Raw genomic sequence first — 26,436 nt, 5'->3', positions numbered from 1 at the left:
GCCCTTCGGAACGCCCACGACACGATGAAATCCGGACTGAGCTTCCTGATCGCCGCCTTGCGCAGCGAGATCGACGAACTCGATCAGCTGTCGCGCACCAGCGCGCTGGTCGGCACCATCGGCCGGCTGGTGCACGCGCTGCAGCGCGAACGCGGCATCTCCAACGTGCTGCTGGCCTCCGGCGGCCAGCGCTTCGCCGCCGAGCGGAGCGCACAGATCGCCGAATGCGCCGGCCTCGAGCAGGCGGTGCGCGAATGCTTCGACGCGCTCGAGGCCGACCCGCGCCGCCTGGGCAACAGCGCCCGCCTGTTCAGCCGCATCGCGTGGGTGGTGCCGGGCCTGGACGCCCTGCCGGCGCTGCGCCAGCGCATCGGCGCCCTGCAGATGCCGGCCAGCGAGGCGACGAATGCCTTCGTCAAGGTGATCGCCGGGCTGCTCGCGGTGGTGTTCGAGGCCGCCGACGGCGCGACCGACCCCGAAATTTCCCGCCTGCTGGTGGCGATGTTCAATTTCATGCAGGGCAAGGAACTCGCCGGCCAGGAGCGCGCCTGCGGTGCCGCCGCCTTCGCGTCCGGCCGCAACGAGTCGGTGCGACAGCAGCAATGGCTGCACCTGATCGAATCGCAGGAGCGATGCTTCCAGGTGTTCTCGGAGTTCTCCGGCCCCGAGCTGGAAGCGCAATGGCTGGCCCACCTGCCGCCGGCCCAGACCGCCGAACTCGAGCGGCTGCGGCGCATCGCCTGCGCCGCGCCCGCCGGTGTGGCGCTCGACCCCGAGCTGAGCCCGGTGTGGTTCGACTGCTGCACGCGGCGCATCGACGCCATGCAGACCGTCGAGGAACGCCTGGCGGCCGATCTGCGCCAGCTCTGCACCGTCAAGATCGGCCATGCCCGCGGCGAACTGGCGAACCACGAGACGCTGCTCGCCCAGATGGCGCACCAGCCGGCGGCTGCGTCGTCGGCGTTCTTCGACCAGCCGGATGCCCCGCCCGTGGCCCCGGCAACGAGCGGCGCGCCGGCCTACGGACGCCAGCTGGAGCGATCCATCCTCGACCTGGTGCAGGACCAGGCGCAACGGCTGCAGGCGATGGGCGACGAACTCGACACCGTGCGCGCCTCGCTCAACGAGCGCAAGCTGGTCGAGCGCGCCAAGGGCCTGCTGATGGCACACCGCCGGTTGAGCGAAGCCGAGGCGCACAAGATGCTGCGCCAGACCGCGATGAACCAGAACCGGCGGCTGATCGACGTGGCCGAATCGGTGCTTTCGATGGCGGAATACCTGCCCGTGGACGGGAAGCCCTGAGCGCAATTGGTGCGTCGCACAACAAGCGTGCTGTCTGCGGCCGTGCGAACCCATCCCTCTTCATCCCCTGCCAGAGCTCGCTTCATTGCTATGAATTGAGCAGCACAGCAACAGCCTGGATGGTTGGCACACCGCTTGCATGTGAAGCCGCATAGACCGACGTAGGTCTTCAGGCAGGTGGCATCCAACGCAGGGTGCCGCCCACCGAACCGGACAAAGGCGTCCGTGTCCGTCGAAGCTCGCTCCCCAGCAGCTTCGACGCGATGCGGACGCCTTTTTTGTTTTGTCTTTTCGTGTTGTCACCTTCCGGAGTTCGCCCCATGTCCGATCTGCTGAAAACGAAGCTGAGCCGCCGCCGCGTGCTGCAGGCTGCCGCCGTCGGTGCCGCCGGCATCGACCCTGCGCTGCGCGCCATCGCCTATGCGCAGGGCTCCGACAAGCCCGAGAAGGCGGAAGTCAAGATCGGCTTCATCCCGCTGACGGACTGCGCCAGCGTGGTGATGGCCTCGGTGCTGGGCATCGACAAGAAGTACGGCGTGAAGATCGTTCCGAGCAAGGAAGCGAGTTGGGCGGGCGTGCGCGACAAGCTGGTCAACGGCGAACTCGACTTCGCCCATGTGCTGTATGGCCTGGTCTATGGCGTGCACCTGGGCGTGTCGGGCCCGAAGAAGGACATGGCCGTGCTCATGACCCTGAACAACAACGGCCAGGCGGTCACGCTGTCGAAGAAGCTGGCCGACAAGGGCGCGGTCGACGCGCCGTCGCTGGCCAAGCTGATCGCCAAGGAAAAGGGCGACTACACCTTCGCCCAGACCTTCCCGACCGGCACGCACGCGATGTGGCTGTACTACTGGCTCGCCTCGGCCGGCATCGACCCGTTCCGGGACGTGAAGAACATCGTGGTGCCGCCGCCGCAGATGGTGGCCAACATGCGCATCGGCAACATGGACGGCTTCTGCGTGGGCGAGCCCTGGGGCCAGCGCGCCATCATGGACGGCATCGGGGTGACGGCCATCACCACGCAGGACATCTGGAAGGACCACCCCGAGAAGGTGCTGGGCACCACCGCCGACTTCGTCAAGAAGTACCCGAACACCGCGCGCGCCGTGACCGCCGCCATCCTCGAAGCCGGCAAGTGGATCGACGCCGGCCTGCAGAACAAGAACAAGATGGCCGAGACCATCGCCGACAAGAGCTACGTCAACACCAGCGTCGACGCCATCAACCAGCGCATCCTGGGCCGCTACACCAACGGCATGGGCAAGAGCTGGGACGACCCGAACCACATGAAGTTCTACGGCGACGGCGCGGTGAACTTCCCGTACCTGTCGGACGGCATGTGGTTCCTCACGCAGCACAAGCGCTGGGGGCTGCTGAAGGCGCACCCGGACTATCTGAAGGTGGCCACCGAGATCAACCGCATCGACATCTACAAGCAGGCCGCGACCGCCACGCAGACGCCGGTGCCCAAGGACCTGATGCGCACCAGCAAGCTGATGGACGGCGTGGTGTGGGACGGCAAGGACCCCGCCAGGTACGCCGATTCGTTCAAGGTCAAGGCCTGAGGAGAACACCATGGTGAGCGCCGTTTTCCATTCCCCGCTGGAGGCCGCCGTGCCTCTTCCTGCACAGGCGATCACGCCGGCGACCGCGTCGGCTTCCACGCCAACCAAGGCCGCCGCCGTGTCGGCGCCTGCGCCGGTGCAGGCTGCGCCCCGCAAGCCGCTCGACCTGCGCGCCTTCTGGATGCGCGTGCTGCCGCCGCTGGCCGGCTTCGGGTTGCTGCTGCTGATCTGGGAGCTGATCGCGACGAACAGCACCACCGGCTTCCCCTCGCCGCTCGTCACGGGCAAGCAGGCGCTGACGGTGTTCGCCGATCCGTTCTACAGCAAGGGGCCGAACGACCAGGGCGTCGGCTGGAACGTGCTGTCCTCGCTGCAGCGCGTGGCGATGGGCTTCGGCCTGGCGGCGCTGGTCGGCATTCCGGCGGGCTTCGCCATCGGCCGCTTCGAGTTCCTCTCGCGCATGTTCAACCCGCTCATCAGCCTGCTGCGCCCGGTGTCGCCGCTGGCCTGGCTGCCGATCGGCCTGCTGGTCTTCAAGGGCGCCAACCCGGCCGCCATCTGGACCATCTTCATCTGCTCGATCTGGCCGATGGTGATCAACACCGCCGTGGGCGTGCAGCGCGTGCCGAGCGACTACATGAACGTGGCGAGGGTGCTGAACCTCAGCGAATGGAAGATCCTCACCAAGATCCTCTTCCCCGCCGTGCTGCCCTACATGCTGACCGGCGTGCGCCTGGCCGTCGGCACCGCGTGGCTCGTGATCGTCGCGGCCGAGATGCTGACCGGCGGCGTGGGCATCGGCTTCTGGGTGTGGGACGAGTGGAACAACCTCAACGTCGCCAACATCATCATCGCGATCTTCGTCATCGGCGTGGTCGGCCTGGTGCTCGAGTTCGCGCTCATCAAGATCGCCACCGCCTTCACGTTCGAGGAGGTGAAGTCATGAATCAGGACAAGTTCATCGAGATCAGCGATGTCGAGCAGACCTTCAAGACGCCCAAGGGCAGCTTCCAGGCACTGCGCGACATCCACCTGACGGTCGCCAAGGGCGAGTTCGTCGCGCTGATCGGCCATTCGGGCTGCGGCAAGTCGACGCTGCTGAACCTGATCGCCGGCCTCACGAAGCCGACGCACGGCACGCTGCTGTGCGCCGACAGGGAAATCGCCGGCCCCGGACCGGAGCGCGCGGTGGTCTTCCAGAACCACTCGCTGCTGCCCTGGCTCACCTGCTACGAGAACATCTACCTGGGCGTGGAGCGCGTCTTCGCGGCGACGGAAGCCAAGGCGCAGCTCAAGGCCCGCACCGACGCGGCGCTGGCCCTGGTCGGCCTCACGCCCGCGACCGGCAAGCGCCCGGGCGAAATCTCCGGCGGCATGAAGCAGCGCGTGGGCATCGCCCGTGCGCTGGCCATGGAACCCAAGGTCCTCTTGATGGACGAGCCCTTCGGCGCGCTGGACGCCCTCACCCGCGCGCGCCTGCAGGATGAGCTGCTCGCCATCGTGCAGAAGACGCACAGCACGGTCGTGATGGTGACGCACGACGTGGACGAGGCGGTGCTGCTGTCCGACAAGATCGTGATGATGACCAACGGCCCCTCGGCCACCATCGGCGAGGTGCTGCCGGTGAACCTGCCGCGCCCGCGCCACCGCGTCGAGCTGGCCGAAGACCGCGACTACGTGCACTACCGCAAGGCGGTCATCGACTTCCTCTACACGCGGCAGGGCCACGTCGAGAAGGCGGCCTGAGCGCCGCCTGCCGGGAACCGCCATGGACATGCGCGTGAAGAAGCAGAAGCTGGTGCTCGTGGGCAACGGGATGGCCGGTGTGCGCACGCTCGAGGAGCTCATCAAGATCGATCCGGCGCTCTACGACATCACGGTGTTCGGCGCGGAGCCGCACCCCAACTACAACCGCATCCTGCTGTCGCCGGTGCTGGCGGGCGAACAGAGCCTCGACGAGATCGTGCTGAACCCCTGGTCGTGGTACGAGGAACACGGCATCACGGTGCATGCGGGCCGTCGGGTGGTCGAGGTCGACCGCGTGCGGCGCATCGTGCGCGCCGACGATGGCACCGAAGCACCCTACGACCGCCTGCTGCTGTGCACCGGCTCCCATCCCTTCGTGCTGCCGGTGCCGGGCAAGGACCTCGAGGGCGTGATCGCCTACCGCGACATCGCCGACACGCAGGCGATGATCGAGACCGCCAAGACGCACCGTCACGCGGTCGTCATCGGCGGCGGCCTGCTCGGGCTGGAAGCGGCCAACGGCCTGATGCTGCGCGGCATGAGCGTGACCGTCGTACACGTCAGCGAATGGCTGATGAACCGCCAGCTCGACGACGTGGCGGCCGGCCTGCTGCGCCAGTCGCTCGAAGACCGCGGCCTGAAGTTCCGCCTGGGTGCCCACACGCAGGAACTGCTGGACGACGGCGCGAGCCGCGTGCGCGCGGTGCGCTTCCAGGACGGCAGCGAGGAGCCCGCCGACCTGGTGGTGATGGCGGTGGGCATCCGCCCCAACGTCCAGCTCGCCGAATCGATGCGGCTGCACTGCGAGCGTGGCATCGTCGTCACCGACACGCTGCAGACCGTGACCGACGCGCGCATCTACGCGGTGGGCGAATGCGCAGCGCACCGCGGCATCGCCTACGGCCTGGTCGCGCCGCTGTTCGAGCAGGCGCGCGTGGCGGCCAACCACCTGGCCGAGATGGGCTACGGCCGCTACATGGGATCGCTCACCTCGACCAAGCTGAAGGTGACCGGCATCGACCTCTTCAGCGCCGGCGACTTCATGGGCGGCGAAGGCACCGAGGCCATCGTGCTGCGCGACCCGGCTGGCGGCGTCTACAAGAAGCTGGTGATCAAGGGCGACAAGCTGGTCGGCGCCTGCCTGTACGGCGACACGGCCGACGGCAGTTGGTACTTCGAGCTTCTGCGCGAAGGCAGCAACGTACGGGACATCCGCGAGCAGTTGATGTTCGGCGCGCCGGGCCTATGAGCGCAGCGCACGAGACCCGGTCCACCTGCCCCTATTGCGGCGTGGGCTGCGGCGTGATCATCGAATCCGCCGGCGCGCAGATCACCGGCGTGCGCGGCGACCCGGACCATCCGGCCAACTTCGGCCGGTTGTGCACGAAGGGCTCGACCCTGCACCTCACGGCGACGGCCGCGGTCACGATGCAGACGCGCCTGCTGCAGCCGATGCGGCGCGCGGAACGTGGCGCGGCGCCTGCGGCCATCACCTGGGACGAGGCGCTCGACACCGCCACGGACAAATTCGCCCAGGTGATCCGCGACCACGGCCCCGACGCCGTCGGCTTCTACATCTCGGGCCAGCTGCTGACCGAGGACTACTACGTCTTCAACAAGCTGGCCAAGGGCCTCGTCGGCACCAACAACATCGACACCAACTCGCGCCTGTGCATGAGCAGCGCGGTCGCGGGCTACAAGAAGACGCTGGGCGCCGACGCGCCGCCCGCCTGCTACGACGACGTCAACCACGCGCAGTGCCTGTTCATCGTCGGCAGCAACACGGCGTGGGCGCACCCCATCCTCTTCCGTCGCATCGAGGACGCGAAGCGCGCCAACCCGGCGATGAAGATCGTCGTGGTCGACCCGCGCCGCACCGACACCTGCGAGATCGCCGACCTGCACCTGGCCATCCAGCCCGGCACCGACGTGATGCTGTTCCATGGCCTGCTGCACCTGATGCTGCGGGAGGGTTGGACCCAGCCCGGCTACATCGCCGCGCACACCACGGGCTTCGACGCGCTGGCGACGACGGTGCGCGACTGCACGCCCGAGCGCGTGGCACAGGTCTGCGGCATCGATACAGGCGACTTGCTCGACACCGCGCGCCTGTTCGCCACCTCCGCCGCGACGCTGAGCCTGTACTGCCAGGGGCTGAACCAGTCGTCGTCGGGCACCGCCAAGAACGCGACGCTGATCAACCTGCATCTCGCCACCGCACAGATCGGTCGCCCCGGCGCCGGGCCCTTCTCGCTCACCGGCCAGCCCAACGCCATGGGGGGCCGCGAGGTCGGCGGCATGGCCAACCTGCTGAGCGCGCATCGCGACCTGGGCAACCCGGCGCATCGCGCCGAAGTGGCGGCGCTGTGGGGCGTGGCAGACGTGCCGGCCGCGCCGGGCAAGACCGCAGTCGAGATGTTCCAGGCGGCGGCCGACGGCGAGATCCGCGCGCTGTGGATCGCCTGCACCAACCCCGCCCAGTCGATGCCCGACCAGGCCACGGTGCGCCGCGCGCTCGAACGCTGCGAGTTCGTCGTCGTGCAGGAGGCCTTCGCCACCACTGCGACCTGCGCCTACGCCGACCTGCTGCTGCCCGCCACGACCTGGGGCGAGAAGGTCGGCACCGTGACCAACAGCGAACGCCGCATCTCGCGCGTGCGGCCCGCCGTGCCGGTGCCGGGCGCGGCGCGGCACGACTGGTCGGCCGTCGCCGACTTCGCGCAACGTCTCGAGGCGATGCTGCCGTCGCGCAGCGCCGCGCCCCTCTTCCCCTACGCCCTCGACGCCGAAGCCGGCGCCGAGGCGATCTGGAACGAGCACCGCGAGAGCACCCGCGGCCGCGACCTCGACATCACCGGCCTGAGTTGGGCGATGCTCGACGCGCGAGGCCCGCAGCAATGGCCGCTGCCGGAAGGCCATTCGACCGGCCGCGCCCGGCTGTACGAAGACGGCGTGTTCCCCACCCCCGACGGCCGCGCCCGCTTCTACGACGTCGCCTACAAGCCGTTGGCCGAAGCCCGCGAACCGCATTACCCCTTCTCGCTCAACACCGGCCGCCTGCGCGACCAATGGCACGGCATGAGCCGCACCGGCACGCTGGGCCGCCTGTTCGGCCACGCGCCGGAGCCGGTCGTGCAGATGCACCCGCAGGACATGGCGCGTCGGCAGATGCGCGACGGCGACCTGGTGCAGGTCGCCTCCAGGCGCGGCGCGATCGTGCTGCCGGCGCAGGGCAACACCGACATCGGCCCCAACCAGAGCTTCATCGCCATGCACTGGGGCGAAGAGGCGTTGAGCGGCCGGTCGAGCGCCGGCGAGCGGCTGGCGGGCGTCAACGCCCTGAGCACCCCGGTGTTCTGCCCCGACTCGAAGCAGCCCGAGCTCAAGCACACGGCCGTGCAGATCGTGAAAGCCGAACTGCCCTGGTCGTTGCTCGCGGCGGCCTGGCTGCCCGGCGACCGAGTGCTCGCGGCGCAGACCGCCTTGCGCGCGCTGATGCCGCGCTTCGCCTTTGCCAGTTGCGTGCCCTTCGGCAGCGGCGGCGCGCTGGCGGGCGGCGCGGCCGAGCGCAGCGGCCTGCTGTTCCGCGCGGCCAACCCGGAGGCCGTGCCGCCCGAACTGCTGGCCGAGATCGAGGCCCTGCTCGGCCTGGCCACGCCGGACACCCTGCGCTACGCCGACGTGCGTCAGGGCCAGCACCGCGCCGCGCGCCTGGTGCGCTCGGCCGCCGACCCGCATCAGGCACGGCTCGACGCCTTCCTGCTGGGCGGCGACACGCGCGCCGAAGCCTGGCTCAAGCCGCTGCTGCAGGACCAGTTGCCCGCCCAGGCCTTCGGCCGCCAATTGCTGCGGCCGGGTGCCACCGCACCGGTGCCCATGCAGGCGCGCGGCAAGGTCGTCTGCAGTTGCTTCGGCGTGACCGAAACCGCCATCCGGCTGCAGCTGCCGCGCTGCACCGGAACCGACCGTGAACGCCTGGCCGCGCTGCAGGGCGAACTCAAATGCGGCACCAACTGCGGCTCGTGCCTGCCCGAACTGCAGCGCATGCTGCACGCCACGCCGGCCGAGGCGGCCGCTCCCGAGGCCGTGCTGCCGTGAACGTCCTTGATGCGTCCACGGGCATAAGCGAAGCGCCTTTCCGGCATAAGCCTTGCGGGACAATCCGGACACCCATGGGAATCAGCCACTACATCAAGGAAATCGGCCGCGGCGCGCGAGGCGCCAGGCCGCTCACGCGCGAACAGTCGGAAGACCTGTTCGGCCAGGTGCTGGACGGCACCGTCACCGACCTGGAAATCGGGGGCTTCTGCCTGGCCATGCGCATCAAGGGCGAGACGCCCGAGGAGATGGCCGGCTTCCTCGATGCGACGCACGCGCGGCTGACCCTGTTCCCCGCCGCCGGCCGTGCGCTGGTCGTGCTGCCCAGCTACAACGGTGCGCGCAAGCTGCCGGTGCTCACGCCGCTGCTCGCGCTGCTGCTGGCGCGCGAGGGCCTGCCGGTGCTGGTGCACGGCAGCGCCAGCGAATCGAGCCGCGTGCTGGCGTCGAACGTGCTGGCCGCGCTCGACGTGCCGGCACTCACCGCCGTGCGCGCGGTGGCCGACAGCGAGGTGGCCTTCGCGCCGACCGAGCTGCTGAACCCGGCGCTGAAGAAACTGCTCGACGTGCGCCGCGTGGTCGGCTTGCGCAACCCCGGCCACAGCGTCGTGAAACTGATGCGGCCGACCGCCGGCCCCTGCGTCGTGGTGGCGAGCTACACCCACCCGGCCTACGCCACGGTGATGGGCGACACCTTCGCCCTCACCGGTACCACGGCCCTGCTCTCGCGCGGGCTCGAAGGCGAGGTCGTGTCCGACCCGCGCCGCATCGCGCAGATCGACGGCTACCTGCGCGGCGCGCGGCAGGAACTGCAGACGCAGCAAGCCGGCACGCTGGCCGACGTGCCGGGGCTGCCGACCGAGATCGACATCGCATCGACCGCGCGCTACACGCGCCGCGTGCTGGCGGGCGAGCTGCCCGTGCCCGACGCGATCGCCACGCAGGTCGCGCATATCCGACAACTGGCCCTCCACGCATGAACGACCTCACCCACGACCGCCGCCACGGCACCTGCACGCTGGTCGGCGCCGGCCCTGGCGACCCGGAACTGCTGACGCTCAAGGCGGTCAAGGCGATCGGCGCGGCCACCGTGCTCTTCGTCGACGACCTGGTGAACGACGCCATCCTCGGCCACGCCCGCCCCGGCGCGCGCATCGTGCACGTGGGCAAGCGCGGCGGCTGCAAGAGCACGCCGCAGGCCTTCATCGAAAAGCTGATGATCACCGCGGTGCGCGAAGGCGAGACGGTGGTACGCCTCAAGGGCGGCGACCCGTTCATCTTCGGCCGCGGCGGCGAAGAGGTGGAACACCTGCGCGAAGCCGGCATCGAGGTCGCCGTGGTCAACGGCATCACCGCCGGCCTGGCGGCAGTGACCGCGCTGGGCGTGCCGCTGACGCACCGCGACCACGCGCAGGGTGTCGTCTTCGTTACCGGCCACGCCAAGACCGGGGCCGACGCGCAGCAGGACCCGACCGACTGGCGCGCACTCGCCGGCATGGCGCACCACGCGCGGCTCACGCTCGTCATCTACATGGGCGTGGCCGGTGCGGCGCACATCCAGCGCGAGCTGCTGCAGGGCCTGCCGGCCGCGACGCCGGTCGTGGTGGTGCAGCACGCCAGCCTGCCGCAGCAGCGCCATGTGGCGACGACGCTCGAGCGCCTGTGCCTGGACATGGCCGACGCGGGCCTGGGCAGTCCGGCGGTGATCGTGGTGGGCGATGTGCTGCGCGGCCTGGCAGCGGCGGGGGTGCAGCCTGAGGCAACGCGCCAGGCGGCGGGGCGCGGCTGACGCGGGCCGGCACACACCGTTCGGCCTGTCGCGTCCCCGGGAGGCAGCCCCTAAAATCCGCCGAATTCCACAACAACATCGAGGGATCGGCATGCTCAAAATCGACAAGCTCAACGAGTTCACCGCCAGTCACGGCGAACTGCAGCGCGGCAAGGGGCTGGTCACCGGCACCATCGCGCTGAGCCTGGGCATCCTGTGCTTCCTCGGGGTGCTGGCCTTCCACTTCCCGCAGTACCTCACCACGCCCGAGCTGCGCCGCAGCTACAACGTGGACATCATGCGCACCATCCTGCTGGTGGCGATGGTCGTGGCGGGCGGGCTGGCGCTGGTTAACATCGTGTTCAACCGCTCGCGCTGGCTGTCGTCGGCGGCCTTCCTGCTGATCGTCTCGGCGGCGCTGCTGGGCGGGCACAAGGTGCCGGTGAACGACTTCGCGGACAACACGCCCTACATCGGCCTGGACTGGTTCATCCTCGACCTGCTGGGCTCGGCGCTGATCTTCATCTTCATCGAGAAGCTGTTCGCACACCGCAAGGACCAGCCGGTGTTCCGCGCCGAATGGCAAACGGACTTTCATCACTTCGTCGTCAACCACATGATCGTGGGCTTCGTGCTGCTGGCGACCAACCTGCTGGTGCACAAGCTCTTCGGCTGGGCCGCCAACGACGGCATCCGCGGCTGGATCGCCGGCCTGCCCTTCTGGGCCGGCGTGCTGCTGATCATCCTGGTGGCCGACCTGGTGCAGTACTGGACGCACCGCGCCTACCATGAGGTGCCGGTGCTCTGGCGTCTGCATGCGGTGCACCACAGCGTCAAGAGCATGGACTGGATGGCCGGCTCGCGCCAGCACATCCTCGAACTGCTGATCACGCGCACGCTGGTGCTGGCGCCGATCTACGTGCTGGGCTTCAGCAAGGAAGTGATCGACGCCTACATCGTGGTGGTCGGCTTCCAGGCGGTGTTCAACCACTGCAACGTGAGCGTGCGGCTTGGCCCCCTGCGCTACCTCATCGTCACGCCGAACTTCCACCACTGGCACCACGCGCAGGACCAGGAGGCGCTCGACCGCAACTACGCGGCGCACTACGCCTTCCTGGACTACCTCTTCGGCACCGCCGTGAAGAGCACCAAGCTCTGGCCCGAACAGTACGGCGTGCTGGGCGACTACGTGCCGAACGGCTTCTTCAAGCAGCTGAAATTTCCATTCGTGTGGAAGGGTTGACGCTGACTTCCGACGTCCCGACCTTCGACGCGGTCGTGATTGGCGCCGGTGCGGCCGGGCTGTTCTGCGCGGCACAAGCGGGCCAGCGCGGCCGCCGCGTGCTGCTCATCGACCACAGCGAACGCGTGGCCGAGAAGATCCGCATCTCGGGCGGCGGGCGCTGCAACTTCACCAACCGCGACATCGACGTGCGCGCGCCGCAGCGCCACTTCGTGAGCGAGAACCCGAATTTCTGCCGCTCGGCCCTGTCGCGCTACACGCCGCAGCAGTTCATCGCATTGATCGAGCGGCACGGCATTGCGTACCACGAGAAGCACAAGGGCCAGCTCTTTTGCGACGGGCCGTCGCAGCAGATCATCGACATGCTGCTGGCCGAGTGCGACGCGGGCGGCGTGACGCGCTGGCAGCCCTGTGCGGTGCGCGGCGTCGCGTTCGAAGAGGGGCGGGCCATCTACCGCATCGAGACCGACCGCGGCATGGTCGAGGCGCCACGCCTGGTGGTCGCCACCGGTGGTCTGTCGATCCCGCAACTGGGCGCGAGCGACTTCGGCTATCGGCTGGCCCAGCAGTTCGGCCTGCGCCTGGTGGCGCCGCGTCCGGCGCTCGTCCCCCTTACCTTCGCCGGCGAAGGCTGGGCGCCCTACGCCGGGCTGGCCGGCCTGGCGCTACCGGTGCAGATCGAGACCGGTCGCAAGAAGGAACGCATGGCCTTCCTCGAAGACCTGCTCTTCACCCACCGCGGCCTGTCGGGGCCGGCGGTGCTGCAGATCTCGAGCTACTGGCGCGCGGGCGAGGCGCTCACGATCGACTTCGCGCCCGGCACCGACGTGGCGGCGGCGCTGGGCGAGGCCAAGTCCCGCTCGCGCAAGCGCATCGCCAACGAGCTGGCGGCACTGGTGCCGTCGCGGCTGGCCGACGCCTGGGTGGGCGACGACCCGGCGCTCCAGCGCCCGGTCAACGAGGCGGCCGACAAGGCGCTGGGGCAACTGGCCGAACGGATCAGCCGCTGGGCGATCACCCCGGCCGGCACAGAGGGCTACAAGAAGGCCGAGGTCACGGCCGGCGGCGTCGACACGCGCGACCTGTCGTCGCAAACCCTGGAATCGAAGCAACCGGGCCTCTTTTTCATCGGCGAAGTGGTCGATGTGACGGGTTGGCTGGGCGGTTACAACTTTCAATGGGCGTGGGCCAGTGCCCACGCCTGCGCCAACGCGTTATAATCGCGGGCTAACTTCTGGCCTTCCCTCAACGGCCACCAAGATTTTCAGTTGAGGAACCCCGGCCTGGGGCCTCGATCTCCCCGGCCAACTTCAGTTCAACGATTCATCAATGACCACCATCCGCGTTAAAGAAAACGAGCCCTTCGACGTTGCCCTGCGTCGCTTCAAGCGCACCATCGAAAAGCTCGGCCTGCTGACCGACCTGCGCGCCCGCGAGTTCTACGAGAAGCCGACGGCCGAGCGCAAGCGCAAGAAGGCTGCGGCCGTCAAGCGCCACTACAAGCGCGTGCGCAGCATGCAGCTCCCCAAGAAGCTGTACTAAGCAGCACTCACTGGCCTAGCCAGTGAACCGAGCCGCGCCGGGGTAACCTGCCGCGGCTTTTGTTTTTTCAGGCTAGAAGAAAGAAGAGCGTCATGACCCTCAAGGAACAGATCACCGAAGACATGAAGACGGCCATGCGCGCCAAGGACAGCGAGCGCCTGGGCACCATCCGTCTGCTGCTGGCTGCGATGAAGCAGAAGGAAGTCGACGAGCGCGTCGAGCTCGACGACGTCATGGTCGTGGCCATCGTCGACAAGATGGTCAAGCAGCGCAAGGACTCGATTGCGGCCTTCACGACCGGCGGCCGCGCCGATCTGGCCGACAAGGAATCCGCCGAGATCAAGGTGCTGGAGGTCTATCTGCCGCAGCGCATGAGCGCCGAGGAAGTGGCCGTCGAGGTGAAGGCCATCGTCGCCGAGCTGGGCGCCAAGGGCCCTGGCGACATGGGCAAAGTGATGGGCGCCGTCAAGACGAAGCTCGCCGGCAAGGCCGACATGGGCCAGGTCAGCGCCGCCGTCAAGGCGGCCTTGTCGGGAAGCTGATGCGCAGCAGCGGCCCGGTCCACAAGGCCTGCGCCTGCCTGGTGGACCGCCACGGCCGGCTGCTGGTGTTCGACCACCCGCACGACGGCGGCATGCAGCTGCCCAAGGGCACGGTCGAACCGGGGGAAGCGCCGCACGACGCCGTGCGCCGCGAGCTGCTGGAGGAATCGGGCATCGTGTACGACGGCGTGCTGCAGCCGCTGGGCACGATGGACCGCGAGTGCGAGGCCGGCGTGGAAGGCAATGTGCACCGCCATGCCCAGCTGTGGCATGTCTACCTGATGCGAACGGACGGGGCGGGCAGTGCGCTGCCCGAGAGCTTCGAGCACACCGCCAGCGGCAGCCCGGAAGAAGACGGCCTGGTCTTTCGCTTTAGCTGGCTCGCGCCGGACGCGCCGCTCGACGGTTTCGCCGAGCCCTACCGACGTGCCATCGCCATGGTGCGCACGGCGCTCGCCGGCCCGCCGACGGGCTCGGTGCGCTGATCAGCTGAATAATCCTCGGCGCTGTACGCCGCCGCGACCGATACCGGCGTAGCCCAATGCCAGGGCACCCGCGGAACCGGCTCCGCCGGGCCGCCGGGTGCGCCCCCTCGGGGGCTGAGGGCCGCGGCTCCAAGTCTGCCTGCGCAGACTTGGACGGCCCCGAAGGGCGCCGGACTCCGGCCGGCGCACGGGGCAGCGACACGCAGTGCGCCGCTTCGGGGGTGGGCTCAGCTCCCGGCGATCTTCATCCGGTCGATGAGGATCGAACCGGTGGTCTTGGCGCCGTAGTTGTAGGCATCGGCGCCCACCGCCTGGATGCCCATCAGCATGTCCTTCAGGTTGCCGGCGATGGTGATCTCCTGCACCGGGAAGGCGATGCGCCCCTTCTCGACCCAGAAGCCGCTGGCGCCGCGCGAGTAGTCGCCGGTCACGTAGTTCACGCCCTGCCCCATCAGCTCGATCACGAACAGGCCGGTGCCCAGCTTGCGCAGCATCTCGTCGAGGTCGTCGCCGGGCTTCGTCAGGCGCGAGCGCAGCGTCAGGTTGTGCGAGCCGCCGGCGTTGCCGGTGGTCTTCATGCCCAGCTTGCGGGCCGAGTAGGTGCTGAGGAAATAGCCTTCGAGCCGACCGCCGTCGACGATCTTGCGGGCCCGCGTGGTCACGCCTTCGTCGTCGAAGGGCGCACTGCCCTTGCCGCGCAGGATGTGCGGGTCTTCGGCCACGTCGATGTGCTTGGGCAGCACCGGCTTGCCCAGCGAGTCGAGCAGGAAGCTGCTCTTGCGGTACAGCGCGCCGCCGCTGGTGGCCTGCACCAGCCCGCCCAGCAGGCCGGCGGCCAGGGGCGACTCGAACAGCACCGGGCACTGCGTCGTCTTGATCTTGCGCGACTTCAGGCGCGACAGCGCGCGCTCCGCCGCATAGCGGCCCACCGACGCGGGGCTGGCCAGCTCGTCGGCCGAGCGCATCGAGCTGTACCAGGCGTCGCGCTGCATGCCGTCGCCCTTGCCGGCGATCGGCGCCACCGAGATGGAGTGCCGCGAGCTGGCATAGCCACCCCGGAAGCCGTGCGTGTGGGCGCTGAAGAAGTGGCTCTGCTGAGCCGAGACGCCGGCGCCTTCGCTGTTGGTGATGCGCTTGTCGGTCGACAGGGCCGCGGCTTCGCATTCGAGCGCCAGCTTGGCGGCCTGTTCGCTGTCGATGTCCCAGGGGTGGAACAGGTCGAGGTCGGGCTGCTCGCGCACGATGTCGGCCTCGTCGGGCAGGCCGCCGACCGGGTCTTCGGCGGTGAAGCGCGCGATGTCGTAGGCGGCCTGCACCGTCTGGGCGATGGCGGCCTCGGAGAAATCGGAGGTGCTGGCGTTGCCGCGGCGGTGGCCGACGTACACCGTGATGCCCAGCGACTTGTCGCGGTTGCGCTCGACGTTCTCCAGTTCCCCCTTGCGCACCGACACGCTCAGGCCGCAGCCTTCGGAGGCCTCGGCCCCCGCGTCGGTGGCGCCGAGCTTCTTGGCATGCGCCAAGGCCGAGTCGACCAGGTTTTCGAAGAAAGAGCGGCTGTAGGCAAAGCCGGACGCGGGGCGCGTGGAGGATGTCGTCATGTGTTGGCTATGATACTTGGCCCCCTGTTCCCTCTATCGCGCGGTCCTTTGCGGCCCAGGATCTTCCGATGTCCCGCAAACCCAAAAAAGGCTATTACGTCCGTGGCGAATTCGTTGCCGAAGGCAGCGAGCTCGACCTCGAGCTCAAACGCGAGCTCAAGGGCACCGACGAAGCCAGCAAGACCGACCTCAAGCGCGAAAGCACCGAGTTGCAAAAGCTCGGCGAAGACCTGCTGACGCTGCGCGCCGGCCTGTTCGACCAGCTGCCGCTCGGCGAGAAGCTGGTCGACGCCATCGTCGAAGCACGCCGCATCACCAACTTCGAGGGCAAGCGCCGCCAGATGCAGTTCATCGGCAAGCTGATGCGCGCGCTCGACCCCGAGGTGCTCGACGCCGTGCGCAGCGCGCTCGACGAGCAGCACAGTGGCCCCGCCGAGGAAACCGCGATGCTGCACGAAGCGGAGCGCTGGCGCGACCAGCTCATCGCCGACGACGACGCGCTCGGCGGCTGGATCGAGACCCACCCCGACACCGACAGCCAGCAGCTGCGCGCCCTGGTGCGCCAGGCCCGCAAGGACATCAAGGCCGGCAAGCCCGGCGAAGCGCCGCGCCAGGGCAAGGCCTACCGCGAGGTGTTCCAGCTGGTGCGCGCGCAGCTGGCCGCCCATGCAGGCAGCGACCGTGCGGCCGAGGCCAGCGAGGAATCGCGGGAGCGCGACGCATGAGCACGCCAGACCCCGTCCGCATCGGCATCGTCTCGGTCAGCGACCGCGCCTCCACCGGCGTGTACGAAGACAAGGGCCTGCCCGCGCTGAAGGACTGGCTGACCCGCGCCCTGCGCAACCCGATCGAGTTCGAGGCGCGGCTCATTCCCGACGAGCAGGCCGGCATCAGCGCCACGCTGATCGAGCTGGTCAACGCCGGCTGCTCGCTCGTGCTGACCACCGGCGGCACCGGCCCGGCCCTGCGCGATGTCACACCCGAGGCGACGCTGGCCGTGGCGCACAAGGAGATGCCCGGCTTCGGCGAGCAGATGCGGCAGATCAGCCTGCGCTTCGTGCCGACGGCGATCCTGTCGCGCCAGGTGGCGGTGATTCGCGACCGCGCGCTGATCCTCAACCTGCCGGGCCAGCCCAAGGCCATCGCGGAGACGCTCGAAGGCCTGAAGAACGCCGACGGCTCGCAGGCCGTGCCGGGCATCTTCGCCGCCGTGCCCTACTGCATCGACCTGATCGGCGGGCCGTACCTCGAGACGGACGACACCGTCTGCCAGGCGTTCCGGCCGAAGTCGGCGGTCCGTCCAGCGCGCGCCTGAACCGACGCGCCCTAACACGGCGCGCTCCCCGTAGAAATCCCGACGCTGCACTGCAGCAGAGTGCGGCATAGTCGCGGCCTGCCTGCGCACCGGGATGCCCCGCGCGCAGTCTTTTTCAAAACAGGAGACATCGCATGAAGTTGAACCGTCTGGCCGCCGGCCTGGTTCTCGGGTTGGGCATGGCCTGCGCCGCGTTCGCGCAGACCACCATGAAGATCAGCATCTCGACCGCGCAGAACTCGCATCAAGGCGTGGCGATCGACACCTTCGCCAAGGAAGTCGCGGCTCGCACCAATGGCCGCTACAAGGTCGAGACCTTCTACAACGGCGCACTCGGCGGCGAGCGCGAATCCATCGAGGCGGTTCAGCTCGGCACGCAAGAGCTGGCCTTCTCGTCGACCGGCCCCGTCCCCAACTTCGTGCCTGAGACGAAGATCCTCGACGTGCCCTTCCTGTTCCGCGACAAGGCGCACGCCCGCGCGGTGCTCGACGGCCCGATTGGCCAGGACCTGCTCGCCAAGTTCGACGCCAAGGGCTTCAAGGCGCTGGCCTGGGGCGAGAACGGCTTCCGCCACATGACCAACAGCAAGCGCGACGTGAAGACGCCGGAGGACCTCAAGGGCCTGAAGATGCGCACCATGGAGAACCCGGTGCACATCGCGGCCTACAAGGGCCTGGGCATCATCACCACGCCGATGGCCTTCCCGGAAGTCTTCACCGCGCTGCAACAGGGCACGGTCGACGGCCAGGAGAACCCGCTGCCGGTGATCATGTCGGCCAAGTTCTCGCAGGTGCAGAAGCACCTGTCGCTGACCGGCCACGTCTACTCGCCCTGCATCTTCGTGATGAACAAGGCCAGCTTCGACAAGCTCAGCGCGGCCGACAAGACGGCGTTCCTCGACGCCGCCAAGGTGGCCGTGAAGGCCAACCGGGACCGTGTCGACCAGGACGATGCCAACGGCGTGAAGGAACTGCGCGCGCAAGGCATGACCGTGATCGAGAACGTCGACAAGGCGAAGTTCGTCGCCATGCTGGCGCCCGTCAACGCCGAATTCGAGAAGCAGTTCGGCAAGGCGAACCTCGACAAGATCCGCGACGTGAAGTGATCCCCGGGCCGCCGTCCCGCACGGGACGGCCCCGAGGCCCGCCGCACCGTCGGCGGGCTTTTTTGTTTTCTCGAACGGCGTACAGATGAAAGATAAATTCCTTGGCCTGGAGCGCTGGACAACCCGCGTGTCCATGGTGCTCGCCTGCGCGATGCTGGTCATCGCCTCCTCGCTCGGCGTATTCCAGATCATCACCCGCTTTGTGCTGGAGCAACCTGCCGAGTGGAGCGAGATCCTCATCCGGGTCAGCCTGATCTGGATGGTCTTCCTCGGCATTCCGATGGCATTCCGCCAAGGTGCCATGGTGAGCGTCGACGTGCTCTACCGCTGGAGCCCACCGCGCTTTCGCCGCGTGCTCGACGCGGTGGTGAGCCTCGCCGCACTCACGCTGATGCTGATCATCCTCTGGTACGGCTGGGACTACGCGATGCGCGGCCGCGTGCAGTCGATGGCGGGCCTGGAGAGCCTGTCGATGGTCTGGGCCTACTTGGCGCTGCCGGTCGGCGCCGTCTTTTCCCTGTTCGGCATCGCCGGCAATTTTCTCGATCCGAAGCGGCTCGAGCTGGAGACTGCGCAATGACGCCCATGATGGTCGGCACGATGGTGCTGTGCTTCGCACTGTCGGTTTCGGTCGCCGTCTCGATCGGCCTTGCCTCGATCGTGGGCATGCAGGTCAACGGCGCCAACATGCTGATCTCCGCCAAGGAGATCTTCAACTCGATCAACAAGTTTCCGCTGGCCGCCATCCCCTTCTTCATCCTGGCCGGCAACCTGATGGAGACCGGCGGCATCTCGCGCCGCCTGGTGGAGTTCGCCAAGAGCATCGTGGGCGGCGTGCAGGGCGGCCTGCCGATGACCTGCGTGCTCACCTGCATGATCTTCGCGGCGGTGTCGGGCTCGTCGGTGGCCACCACCTTCGCCATCGGCGCGATCCTGATCCCCGCGCTCATCAAGCACGGCTACCCGACCTCGTACGCCGCCGCGCTGCAGGCCACCAGCGCCGAACTGGGCGTGATCATTCCGCCGTCGATCCCGATGATCCTGTACGGCGTGAGCGCCGAGGTGTCGATCGGCGAACTGTTCATCGCCGGCTTCGGCCCAGGCATCCTGATCAGCCTGGCGTTGATGCTCTTCGTCTGGGTCTACTGCAAGTTCAAGGGCTGGGGCAAGAACGACGGCGACGGCCGCATGCCTTTCGGCAAGGCACTCTGGCAGGCCGGCTGGGCACTGTTGATGCCGGTGATCATCCTCGGCGGCATCTACGGCGGCGTCTTCACGCCCACCGAGGCATCGGCGGTGGCCGTGTTCTACGCGCTGATCGTCGGCCTGGTGATCTACCGCGAGATCAAGGTCACCGACCTCTTCGTGATCCTGCGCAAGTCGGTGCTGTCGTCGGCCGTGATCATGTTCATCATCGCCAACGCCGGGCTGTTCGCCTTCCTGATCACCCGCGCGGGCGTGCCCGACGCGATCGGCCGCTGGCTCGAGCAGGTGCTGCAGTCGCCGGCGATGTTCCTGCTGGGCGTGAACGCGGCGCTGTTCGTCATCGGCATGTTCATCGAGACCAGCGCAGCCATCATCGTGCTCGCGCCCATCCTGGCGCCGGTGGCGATGCACTTCGGCATCGACCCGGTGCACTTCGGGCTGATCATGGTGGTCAACCTGGCGCTCGGCATGATCACGCCGCCCTTCGGCGTCAACCTGTTCGCGGCCTGCACCGTGGCGCGCATATCCCTGGACCGCATCGTGAAGGATCTGATTCCCTTCGTGCTGGTGGTGCTCGGCTGCCTGATGCTGATCACCTACTTCCCGGCGATCTCGCTCACGCTGCGCGATCTGGTCTACGCGAAATAGCGCACGGATGTTTCAGCGGCCTTCATGCCGCTGTCACGCCCTGCCCCGATGCTGGCGAGCCCCCCTCTCGCCCGGCATCCCATGTTCTTCAGCAAGACCGACAAGGCCCGCGACGAATTGCGCCCTGGCCACCGCACGCTGACGCAGCGCGAGCGCGCCGTGCTGCTGATGGCCGACGGCCAGCGCTCGGTGACCGACTTCGTGCCACTCTTCGCCGACCGCGACGAGGCGGTTCGCGTGGCGCGCCATCTGTTGCACGAGGGCTATCTGCACGCACCGGACGAGCGCCTCGACGCGCCAGCCGTCGTCGTGGCGGATGTGCCCGAGCCGTCGGCACCCGCCGCGCCCCCCACCGTGTCGGCCGACCCCTTCGACGGCAAGCCGTCGCTCGCCACCACGCGGATGTTCCTGTTCGACCTGTGTGAGCGCATGTTCGCGCGGCGCGACCCGGCGATGGCGCTGGTCTTGCGCGACACGCTGCGCGAAGCGCGCGACCGCGCATCCATGCTGGCCGTGGCCGACACGATGCTCGCGGAGATCCGCCAGGCCGCCGGCGACGAGCGTGCCGACGCCATCGGCGATCGCATCGCCAGGTTGTTGCCGCCGGAAACGATGCACTGAGGGTGCACCGAGCCCGCGCCGATCCACTACACTCGCCCGGGTCAGGAGAGCGCCCGCAACGGGCCGCCGAAGGCGCAGGAACCCATCCGAACGCTCAGGTACCAAGGACTGACGAGGCGCCCGTTCACCCGGGCGTTTCCTTGCTGGAGAGAGGCCGGTAGTCGATCGCGACACGCCGGCCCACCGAAGGAGCAAACCCTAAGCCTGTGACCAGGCGGGGCGAATCTCTCAGGTAGAGCGGACAGCAGGGGTGGCCCATGACTTGCGTCGTGGATTCCGTCTGCCCCTTGTTTTAGAGAGCGCCCATGGCTGCTTCCGACGATTCGCTTCCGCTCCAGAAGACCCCGCTGCACGCCCTGCACGTCGAACTCGGCGCCCGCATGGTGCCCTTCGCCAGCTACTCGATGCCCGTGCAGTACCCCGCCGGCCTGATGGCCGAGCACAGGCACACCCGCACGGCCGCCGGCCTGTTCGACATCTCGCACATGGGCCAGCTGCGCCTGGTCGGGCCCGACGCCGCCGCGGCCTTCGAGACGCTGATGCCGGTCGACGTGCTCGACCTGGCGCCCGGCAAGCAGCGCTACGGCCTGCTGCTGAATGAGGCGGGCGGCATCCTGGACGACCTGATGTTCTTCAACGAAGGGGGCGACTCACTCTTCGTGATCGTCAACGGCGCCTGCAAGGTGGCCGACCTGGCGCACATCCAGGCCCGCATCGGTACGCGCTGCGATGTGCAGCCGATGCCCGACCACGCGCTGCTCGCGCTGCAGGGGCCGCAGGCCGCCGCCACGCTGGCGCGGCTGTCGCCCGGCGTCGAGCGTTTCGTCTTCATGACGGGCGGCGCGGTGCAGATCGGCGGCATCCCGGCCTTCGTCACCCGCAGCGGCTACACCGGCGAAGACGGCTTCGAGATCTCGGTGAAGGCGACCGACGCCGAAGCGCTCGCCCGCCTGCTGCTGGCGCAGCCCGAGGTACAGCCCATCGGCCTGGGCGCGCGCAATTCGCTGCGGCTGGAAGCGGGCCTGTGCCTCTACGGCCACGACATCGACGAGACGACCACGCCGGTCGAGGCCTCGCTCAACTGGGCGATCCAGAAGGTGCGCCACACCGGCGGCGCGCGGGCCGGCGGTTTCCCCGGCGCCGACAAGGTGCTGGCCCAACTGGCGGCCGCGGCGTCGGGGGCGGCCGGCATCGCCGACCACGACACGCTCAAGCGCCGCCGCGTCGGCCTGGTCGCGCTGGAGCGCATCCCGGTGCGCGACGGCACGCCGCTCGAGTCCTTCGAGGGCGTCGCCATCGGTCAGGTCACCAGCGGCCTGCTCGGGCCCACGGCCGACCGGCCGATCGCGATGGCCTACGTCGCCACCGCCTACGCCGAGCCGGGCACCCGGATCCAGGCCATCGTGCGCGGCAAGCCGGTGCCGATGGAGGTCACCACCCTGCCCTTCGTGCCGACCCGATACTACCGAGGCTAGTTTCCTTTTCATCTCTCTTCAGGAGCCCCCATGAGCACCAAATTCACCAAGGACCACGAGTGGGTCCAGGCCACCGGCAGCGACGCGATCGTCGGTATCACCGTGCATGCGCAGGATGCGCTTGGCGACGTCGTGTTCGTCGACCTGCCGGACGTCGGCAAGACCTTCGCGCAGGGCGAGGTCGCCGGCGTCGTCGAATCGGTCAAGGCCGCGGCCGATGTCTTCATGCCCGTCTCGGGCGAGATCACCGAAGTCAACGAAGCCCTGCGCGCCGACCCCTCGCTCGCCAACAGCGCCCCGCTGGCCGCCGGCTGGTTCTTCAAGGTCAAGCTGAGCGACCCGCTGCAACTCGACACCCTGCTCGACGCCGCCGACTACGACAAGTTCGCTGCAGAGAGCTGACCCGCCTTTTCTTCTTCGCCTCCATCGCTTCATCCCCATGCCGACGCCATCCTTCCCCACCCTGCGCGAACTCGAGAACGCCGACGAATTCATCGCCCGTCACATCGGCATCGCGCCGGCCGACGAGGCGCGCATGCTGCCGGTCATCGGCTCGGCCACGCGCGAGGCACTGATCGACGGCATCGTGCCGCCGGCCATCCGCCGCACGCGCCCGATGCAGTTGCCCGCGCCGGTGAGCGAGGCTGACGCACTGGCTGAACTCAAGGCGATGGCGGCGAAGAACAAGGTGGCGCGCAACTTCATCGGGCAGGGCTACTACGGCACCCACACGCCCGGCGTGATCCTGCGCAACATCCTCGAGAACCCGGCCTGGTACACCGCCTACACGCCCTACCAGGCCGAGATCTCGCAGGGCCGCATGGAGGCGCTGGTCAACTTCCAGACCATGGTCTGCGACCTGACCGGCATGGCCATCGCCAACGCGTCGATGCTCGACGAGGCGACGGCCGCGGCCGAGGCGATGACGCTGGCCAAGCGCAGCGTGAAAAGCAAGAGCAGTGTCTTCCTGGTGGCCGGCGACTGCCACCCGCAGACCATCGAGGTGCTGCGCACCCGCGCCGCGCCGCTGGGCATCGAGATCAAGGTGAGCACGGCGTCGGAAACGCTGCCCCTGCTGATGGCGAGTGGCGAGTTCTTTGGCGTGCTGGCGCAGTACCCCGGCACCACCGGCCAGGTGCACGACCTGCGGCCGCTGGCCGGCCATGCCCACGCCTGCGGCGCCGCGCTGTGCGTGGCGGCCGACCTGCTGGCGCTGACGCTGCTGGTGCCGCCCGGCGAGTGGGACGCCGACATCGTCTGCGGCACCACCCAGCGCCTGGGCATGCCGATGTGCAACGGCGGCCCGCACGCGGCCTACCTGGCCTGCCGCGACGAATTCAAGCGCTCGCTGCCGGGCCGCCTGGTCGGCGTGAGCGTCGACGTGCACGGCGCGCCGGCCTACCGGCTCGCGCTGCAGACGCGCGAGCAGCACATCCGCCGCGAGAAGGCCACGTCGAACATCTGCACGGCGCAGGTGCTGCCGGCGGTGGTCGCGAGCATGTACGCCGTGTACCACGGCCCCGCCGGCCTCACGCGCATCGCGCAGCGCGTGGCGGCGCTCACCGGCATCCTGGCCGCGGGCCTGGAGCAGATGGGCCGCGAGCTGGTCAATACCACCGCCTTCGACTCGCTGACGGTCAAGAGCGGCGACGACACGGCCACCATCCTCGAACGCGCCAAGGCCGCCAGCGTGAACCTGCGCCACCGGCTGCAGCAGCACCTGGGCATCTCGCTCGACGAAACGACGACGCGCGCCGACATCGAAACGCTGTGGGCGCTGTTCGTGCCGTCCGGCACGCCGATGCCGCGCTTCGAGGAACTGGCCGACAAGGCGCCGGTGCGCATTCCTGAAGACCTGCGCCGCACCTCCGCGTTCCTCACGCACCCGGTGTTCAATACGCACAAGAGCGAGACGGCGATGCTGCGCTACATCCGCAGCCTGTCCGACAAGGACCTCGCCCTCGACCGCAGCATGATCCCGCTGGGCAGCTGCACCATGAAGCTCAATGCGACCAGCGAGATGATCCCGATCACCTGGCCCGAGTTCGCGAACATCCATCCCTTCGCGCCGGCCGAGCAGCTGCAGGGCTACGCCGAGCTCGATCAGCAACTGCGCGACTGGCTCTGCGAAGCCACGGGCTACGCCGGCATCAGCCTGCAGCCCAACGCCGGCTCGCAGGGCGAATACGCCGGCCTGCTGGCCATCAAGGCCTTCCATGTGTCCCAGGGCGAAGGCCAGCGCAACATCTGCCTGATCCCCTCGTCAGCCCACGGCACCAACCCGGCGAGCGCGCAGATGGCCGGCCTGCAGGTGGTCTTGACCGCCTGCGACGCGCAGGGCAACGTCGACCTCGACGACCTGAAGCGCGCCTGCGAGAAGCACAGCGAGAACCTCGCCGCGGTGATGATCACCTACCCCAGCACCCACGGCGTGTTCGAGACCCGCGTGAAGGAGCTCTGCGAGCTGGTGCATGCGCACGGCGGCCGCGTGTACGTCGACGGCGCCAACATGAACGCGCTGGTCGGCGTGGCCGCGCCGGGCGAGTTCGGCGGCGACGTGAGCCACCTGAACCTGCACAAGACCTTCTGCATCCCGCACGGCGGCGGCGGCCCGGGCGTCGGCCCGGTGTGCGTGGTGGAAGACCTCGTGCCCTTCCTGCCGGGCCATGCGACGGCCGGCGTCGGCGGGCATGACGTCGGCGCGGTGTCTGCCGCGCCCTTGGGCAATGCGGCCGTGCTGCCCATCAGCTGGATGTACTGCCGCATGATGGGCGCCGCCGGCCTGCAGGCCGCGACCGAGACGGCCATCCTCTCGGCCAACTACATCAGCGCGCGCCTGAAGGACCACTACCCGACGCTGTACGCAAGCCCGAACGGGCATGTAGCGCACGAGTGCATCCTCGACCTGCGCCCCATCAAGGACCGCTGCGGCGTGACCGCCGAAGACGTGGCCAAGCGCCTGATCGACTACGGCTTCCACGCGCCCACGCTGAGCTTCCCGGTGCCCGGCACGCTGATGGTCGAGCCGACCGAGAGCGAGCCGCTGGCCGAGCTCGACCGCTTCATCGACGCGATGATCGCCATCCGCGGCGAGATCCGCCGGGTGGAGGAAGGCGTCTGGCCGAAGGAGGACAACCCGCTCAAGCACGCGCCGCACACTGCCGCCAGCCTGCTGGCCACCGAATGGGATCATCCGTATTCGCGCGAGCTCGGCGCCTACCCGCTGGCCGCCCTCAAGCTGGCCAAGTACTGGTCGCCGATCGGCCGCGTCGACAACGTCTACGGCGACCGCAACCTGTTCTGCAGCTGCGTGCCGGTGGGCGACTACACGACGAGCTGAACGCGACGGCACAATCGATGCTTCCCCATACGAAGGAGAGACATCGATGAACGAGACGAAGCAGCCCCTCGACGGACAGATCGCCTGGGTCACGGGCGGCGGCAGTGGCATCGGGCTGGCCGGTGCCATCGACCTGGCGAAGGCCGGTTGCCGGGTCGTCATCTCCGGGCGCGAAGCGGCCAAGCTCGACGCGGCGATCGTCGAGGCCGAGGCCAAGGGTGCGCCTGCGGGCCGCATCACGGCGATGGCACTCGATGTCGGTGACCGCCCCGCGGTCGACACCGTGGCCGCCGCCATCGAGGCGATGCACGGCGGCGTCGACATCCTGGTCAACAGCGCCGGCGTCAACTTCCCCAAGCGCTTCTGGAGCGAGACCGACGGCGACACCTTCGCCAAGGTGGTCAACATCAACCTCAACGGTGCGACCTTCTGCACGCTGGCCGTGCTCAAGGGCATGCAGGCCCGACGCCGCGGCACGGTGATCAACATCGCGTCCTTCGCCGGCTGGCACCAGAGCTACCTCACCGGTCCGGCCTACGTGGCGAGCAAGGCCGGCCTGATCGCGATGACGCACAACTTCAACATCGAGCAGTGCGTGCATGGGTTGCGGGCCACGGCGGTGTGCCCGGGCGAGGTCGCCACGCCGATCCTGAAGAAGCGCCCGGTGGAGCCGAGCGCCGAGGACAAGGCGCTGATGCTGCAGGAAGAGGACATGGGCCGCACCATCCGCTTCATCGCCGAGATGCCGCCGCATGTGTGCATCAACGAGCTGGTGATCGCGCCGGTGCACAACCGCATCTACATCGGCGGCAGCGAGCTGCAGCGCCGCTGAAGTC

The 26,436-nt window shown here is 68.6% G+C and carries 23 protein-coding genes, 1 pseudogene and 2 riboswitches; of the genes and pseudogenes, 23 read left to right on the top strand and 1 reads right to left on the bottom strand.

Annotation, left to right across the window (positions count from 1 at the left end; genetic code table 11):
- Positions 1 to 24 precede the first annotated feature (24 nt).
- The 13 genes and pseudogenes from N8A90_RS17450 (at position 25) to N8A90_RS17390 (ending at position 14,291) form a co-directional block, all read left to right on the top strand.
- A complete protein-coding gene (locus N8A90_RS17450) occupies positions 25 to 1,302 on the top strand; it encodes a nitrate regulatory protein (RefSeq protein ID WP_262076260.1) in 1,278 nt (425 codons plus the stop codon).
- Positions 1,303 to 1,622: 320 nt separating this feature from the next.
- Entirely contained in the window at positions 1,623 to 2,867 is a 1,245-nt protein-coding gene (locus N8A90_RS17445; protein ID WP_262076243.1) for a CmpA/NrtA family ABC transporter substrate-binding protein, read from the top strand.
- Positions 2,868 to 2,877: 10 nt separating this feature from the next.
- Complete coding sequence (gene ntrB, locus N8A90_RS17440; protein WP_262076242.1) at positions 2,878 to 3,813, top strand: nitrate ABC transporter permease; 936 nt, start codon at positions 2,878 to 2,880, stop codon at positions 3,811 to 3,813.
- Complete coding sequence (locus N8A90_RS17435; protein WP_262076241.1) at positions 3,810 to 4,613, top strand: ABC transporter ATP-binding protein; 804 nt, start codon at positions 3,810 to 3,812, stop codon at positions 4,611 to 4,613. The genes ntrB and N8A90_RS17435 overlap by 4 nt, the downstream gene beginning before the upstream one ends.
- 22 nt (positions 4,614 to 4,635) lie before the next feature.
- Positions 4,636 to 5,847 (top strand): annotated as a pseudogene (locus tag N8A90_RS17430) (NAD(P)/FAD-dependent oxidoreductase); the annotation flags it as partial.
- 11 nt (positions 5,848 to 5,858) lie between these two features.
- Entirely contained in the window at positions 5,859 to 8,711 is a 2,853-nt protein-coding gene (locus N8A90_RS17425) for a nitrate reductase (protein WP_262076240.1), read from the top strand.
- 74 nt (positions 8,712 to 8,785) lie between these two features.
- Positions 8,786 to 9,691, top strand: coding sequence for a DNA-binding protein YbiB (gene ybiB / locus N8A90_RS17420; RefSeq protein ID WP_262076239.1), 906 nt, complete (start codon positions 8,786 to 8,788; stop codon positions 9,689 to 9,691).
- Complete coding sequence (gene cobA / locus N8A90_RS17415) at positions 9,688 to 10,500, top strand: uroporphyrinogen-III C-methyltransferase (RefSeq protein ID WP_262076238.1); 813 nt, start codon at positions 9,688 to 9,690, stop codon at positions 10,498 to 10,500. Before ybiB ends, cobA begins: the two co-directional genes overlap by 4 nt.
- 91 nt (positions 10,501 to 10,591) lie before the next feature.
- Positions 10,592 to 11,722: a sterol desaturase family protein gene (locus tag N8A90_RS17410; RefSeq protein WP_262076237.1), complete on the top strand. Its 1,131-nt coding sequence runs from the start codon at positions 10,592 to 10,594 to the stop codon at positions 11,720 to 11,722.
- Positions 11,719 to 12,942 (top strand): NAD(P)/FAD-dependent oxidoreductase, encoded by a 1,224-nt coding sequence (locus N8A90_RS17405; protein WP_262076236.1) that lies wholly within the window; start codon positions 11,719 to 11,721, stop codon positions 12,940 to 12,942. The genes N8A90_RS17410 and N8A90_RS17405 overlap by 4 nt, the downstream gene beginning before the upstream one ends.
- Positions 12,943 to 13,051: 109 nt before the next feature.
- The gene (gene rpsU / locus N8A90_RS17400) at positions 13,052 to 13,264 is read left to right on the top strand and encodes a 30S ribosomal protein S21 (RefSeq protein WP_007833691.1); all 213 of its coding nucleotides are present in this window, start codon (positions 13,052 to 13,054) and stop codon (positions 13,262 to 13,264) included.
- A gap of 92 nt (positions 13,265 to 13,356) precedes the next feature.
- Positions 13,357 to 13,806 (top strand): GatB/YqeY domain-containing protein, encoded by a 450-nt coding sequence (locus N8A90_RS17395; RefSeq protein ID WP_262076235.1) that lies wholly within the window; start codon positions 13,357 to 13,359, stop codon positions 13,804 to 13,806.
- On the top strand, positions 13,806 to 14,291 hold the full coding sequence (locus N8A90_RS17390) for an NUDIX domain-containing protein (RefSeq protein ID WP_262076234.1): 486 nt from the start codon (positions 13,806 to 13,808) through the stop codon (positions 14,289 to 14,291). Before N8A90_RS17395 ends, N8A90_RS17390 begins: the two co-directional genes overlap by 1 nt.
- A 227-nt stretch (positions 14,292 to 14,518) precedes the next feature.
- On the opposite strand, the gene pmbA is transcribed toward N8A90_RS17390, so the two are convergent.
- Positions 14,519 to 15,889, bottom strand: a complete 1,371-nt coding sequence (pmbA, locus tag N8A90_RS17385) for a metalloprotease PmbA (protein ID WP_262076233.1) — start codon at positions 15,887 to 15,889, stop codon at positions 14,519 to 14,521.
- Positions 15,890 to 15,957: 68 nt separating this feature from the next.
- Between pmbA and yjgA the strand changes: the two genes are divergently transcribed.
- The 10 genes from yjgA to N8A90_RS17335 all read left to right on the top strand — a co-directional run bounded on the left by yjgA (position 15,958) and on the right by N8A90_RS17335 (position 26,432).
- Positions 15,958 to 16,614, top strand: coding sequence for a ribosome biogenesis factor YjgA (gene yjgA, locus N8A90_RS17380; protein WP_262076232.1), 657 nt, complete (start codon positions 15,958 to 15,960; stop codon positions 16,612 to 16,614).
- Positions 16,611 to 17,204 (top strand): molybdopterin adenylyltransferase, encoded by a 594-nt coding sequence (gene mog / locus N8A90_RS17375; protein WP_262076231.1) that lies wholly within the window; start codon positions 16,611 to 16,613, stop codon positions 17,202 to 17,204. Before yjgA ends, mog begins: the two co-directional genes overlap by 4 nt.
- A gap of 134 nt (positions 17,205 to 17,338) precedes the next feature.
- Positions 17,339 to 18,310: a TRAP transporter substrate-binding protein gene (locus tag N8A90_RS17370; protein ID WP_262076230.1), complete on the top strand. Its 972-nt coding sequence runs from the start codon at positions 17,339 to 17,341 to the stop codon at positions 18,308 to 18,310.
- 85 nt (positions 18,311 to 18,395) lie between these two features.
- On the top strand, positions 18,396 to 18,890 hold the full coding sequence (locus N8A90_RS17365; RefSeq protein ID WP_262076229.1) for a TRAP transporter small permease: 495 nt from the start codon (positions 18,396 to 18,398) through the stop codon (positions 18,888 to 18,890).
- A complete protein-coding gene (locus tag N8A90_RS17360; protein ID WP_262076228.1) occupies positions 18,887 to 20,164 on the top strand; it encodes a TRAP transporter large permease in 1,278 nt (425 codons plus the stop codon). Before N8A90_RS17365 ends, N8A90_RS17360 begins: the two co-directional genes overlap by 4 nt.
- Before the next feature lie 81 nt (positions 20,165 to 20,245).
- A complete protein-coding gene (locus N8A90_RS17355) occupies positions 20,246 to 20,785 on the top strand; it encodes a hypothetical protein (RefSeq protein ID WP_262076227.1) in 540 nt (179 codons plus the stop codon).
- A gap of 32 nt (positions 20,786 to 20,817) precedes the next feature.
- Positions 20,818 to 20,906: riboswitch (glycine riboswitch) on the top strand.
- A 12-nt stretch (positions 20,907 to 20,918) separates the two neighbouring features.
- Positions 20,919 to 21,040, top strand: a riboswitch (glycine riboswitch).
- Positions 21,041 to 21,090: 50 nt separating this feature from the next.
- Positions 21,091 to 22,260 (top strand): glycine cleavage system aminomethyltransferase GcvT, encoded by a 1,170-nt coding sequence (gene gcvT / locus N8A90_RS17350; protein ID WP_262076226.1) that lies wholly within the window; start codon positions 21,091 to 21,093, stop codon positions 22,258 to 22,260.
- 30 nt (positions 22,261 to 22,290) lie between these two features.
- Positions 22,291 to 22,662 carry a glycine cleavage system protein GcvH gene (gcvH, locus tag N8A90_RS17345; protein WP_262076225.1) on the top strand — a complete coding sequence of 124 codons (372 nt, stop codon included), beginning with the start codon at positions 22,291 to 22,293 and terminating at the stop codon, positions 22,660 to 22,662.
- A gap of 37 nt (positions 22,663 to 22,699) precedes the next feature.
- Positions 22,700 to 25,600: an aminomethyl-transferring glycine dehydrogenase gene (gcvP, locus tag N8A90_RS17340; protein WP_262076224.1), complete on the top strand. Its 2,901-nt coding sequence runs from the start codon at positions 22,700 to 22,702 to the stop codon at positions 25,598 to 25,600.
- A gap of 46 nt (positions 25,601 to 25,646) precedes the next feature.
- Entirely contained in the window at positions 25,647 to 26,432 is a 786-nt protein-coding gene (locus N8A90_RS17335) for an SDR family oxidoreductase (protein ID WP_262076222.1), read from the top strand.
- Positions 26,433 to 26,436: the final 4 nt, after the last annotated feature.

Source organism: Variovorax sp. N23 (assembly GCF_025486315.1).
Taxonomy (GTDB): domain Bacteria; phylum Pseudomonadota; class Gammaproteobacteria; order Burkholderiales; family Burkholderiaceae_C; genus Variovorax.
Note: the sequence above shows the minus strand (reverse complement) of the source record. Positions and strands in the feature narration are given on the sequence as shown.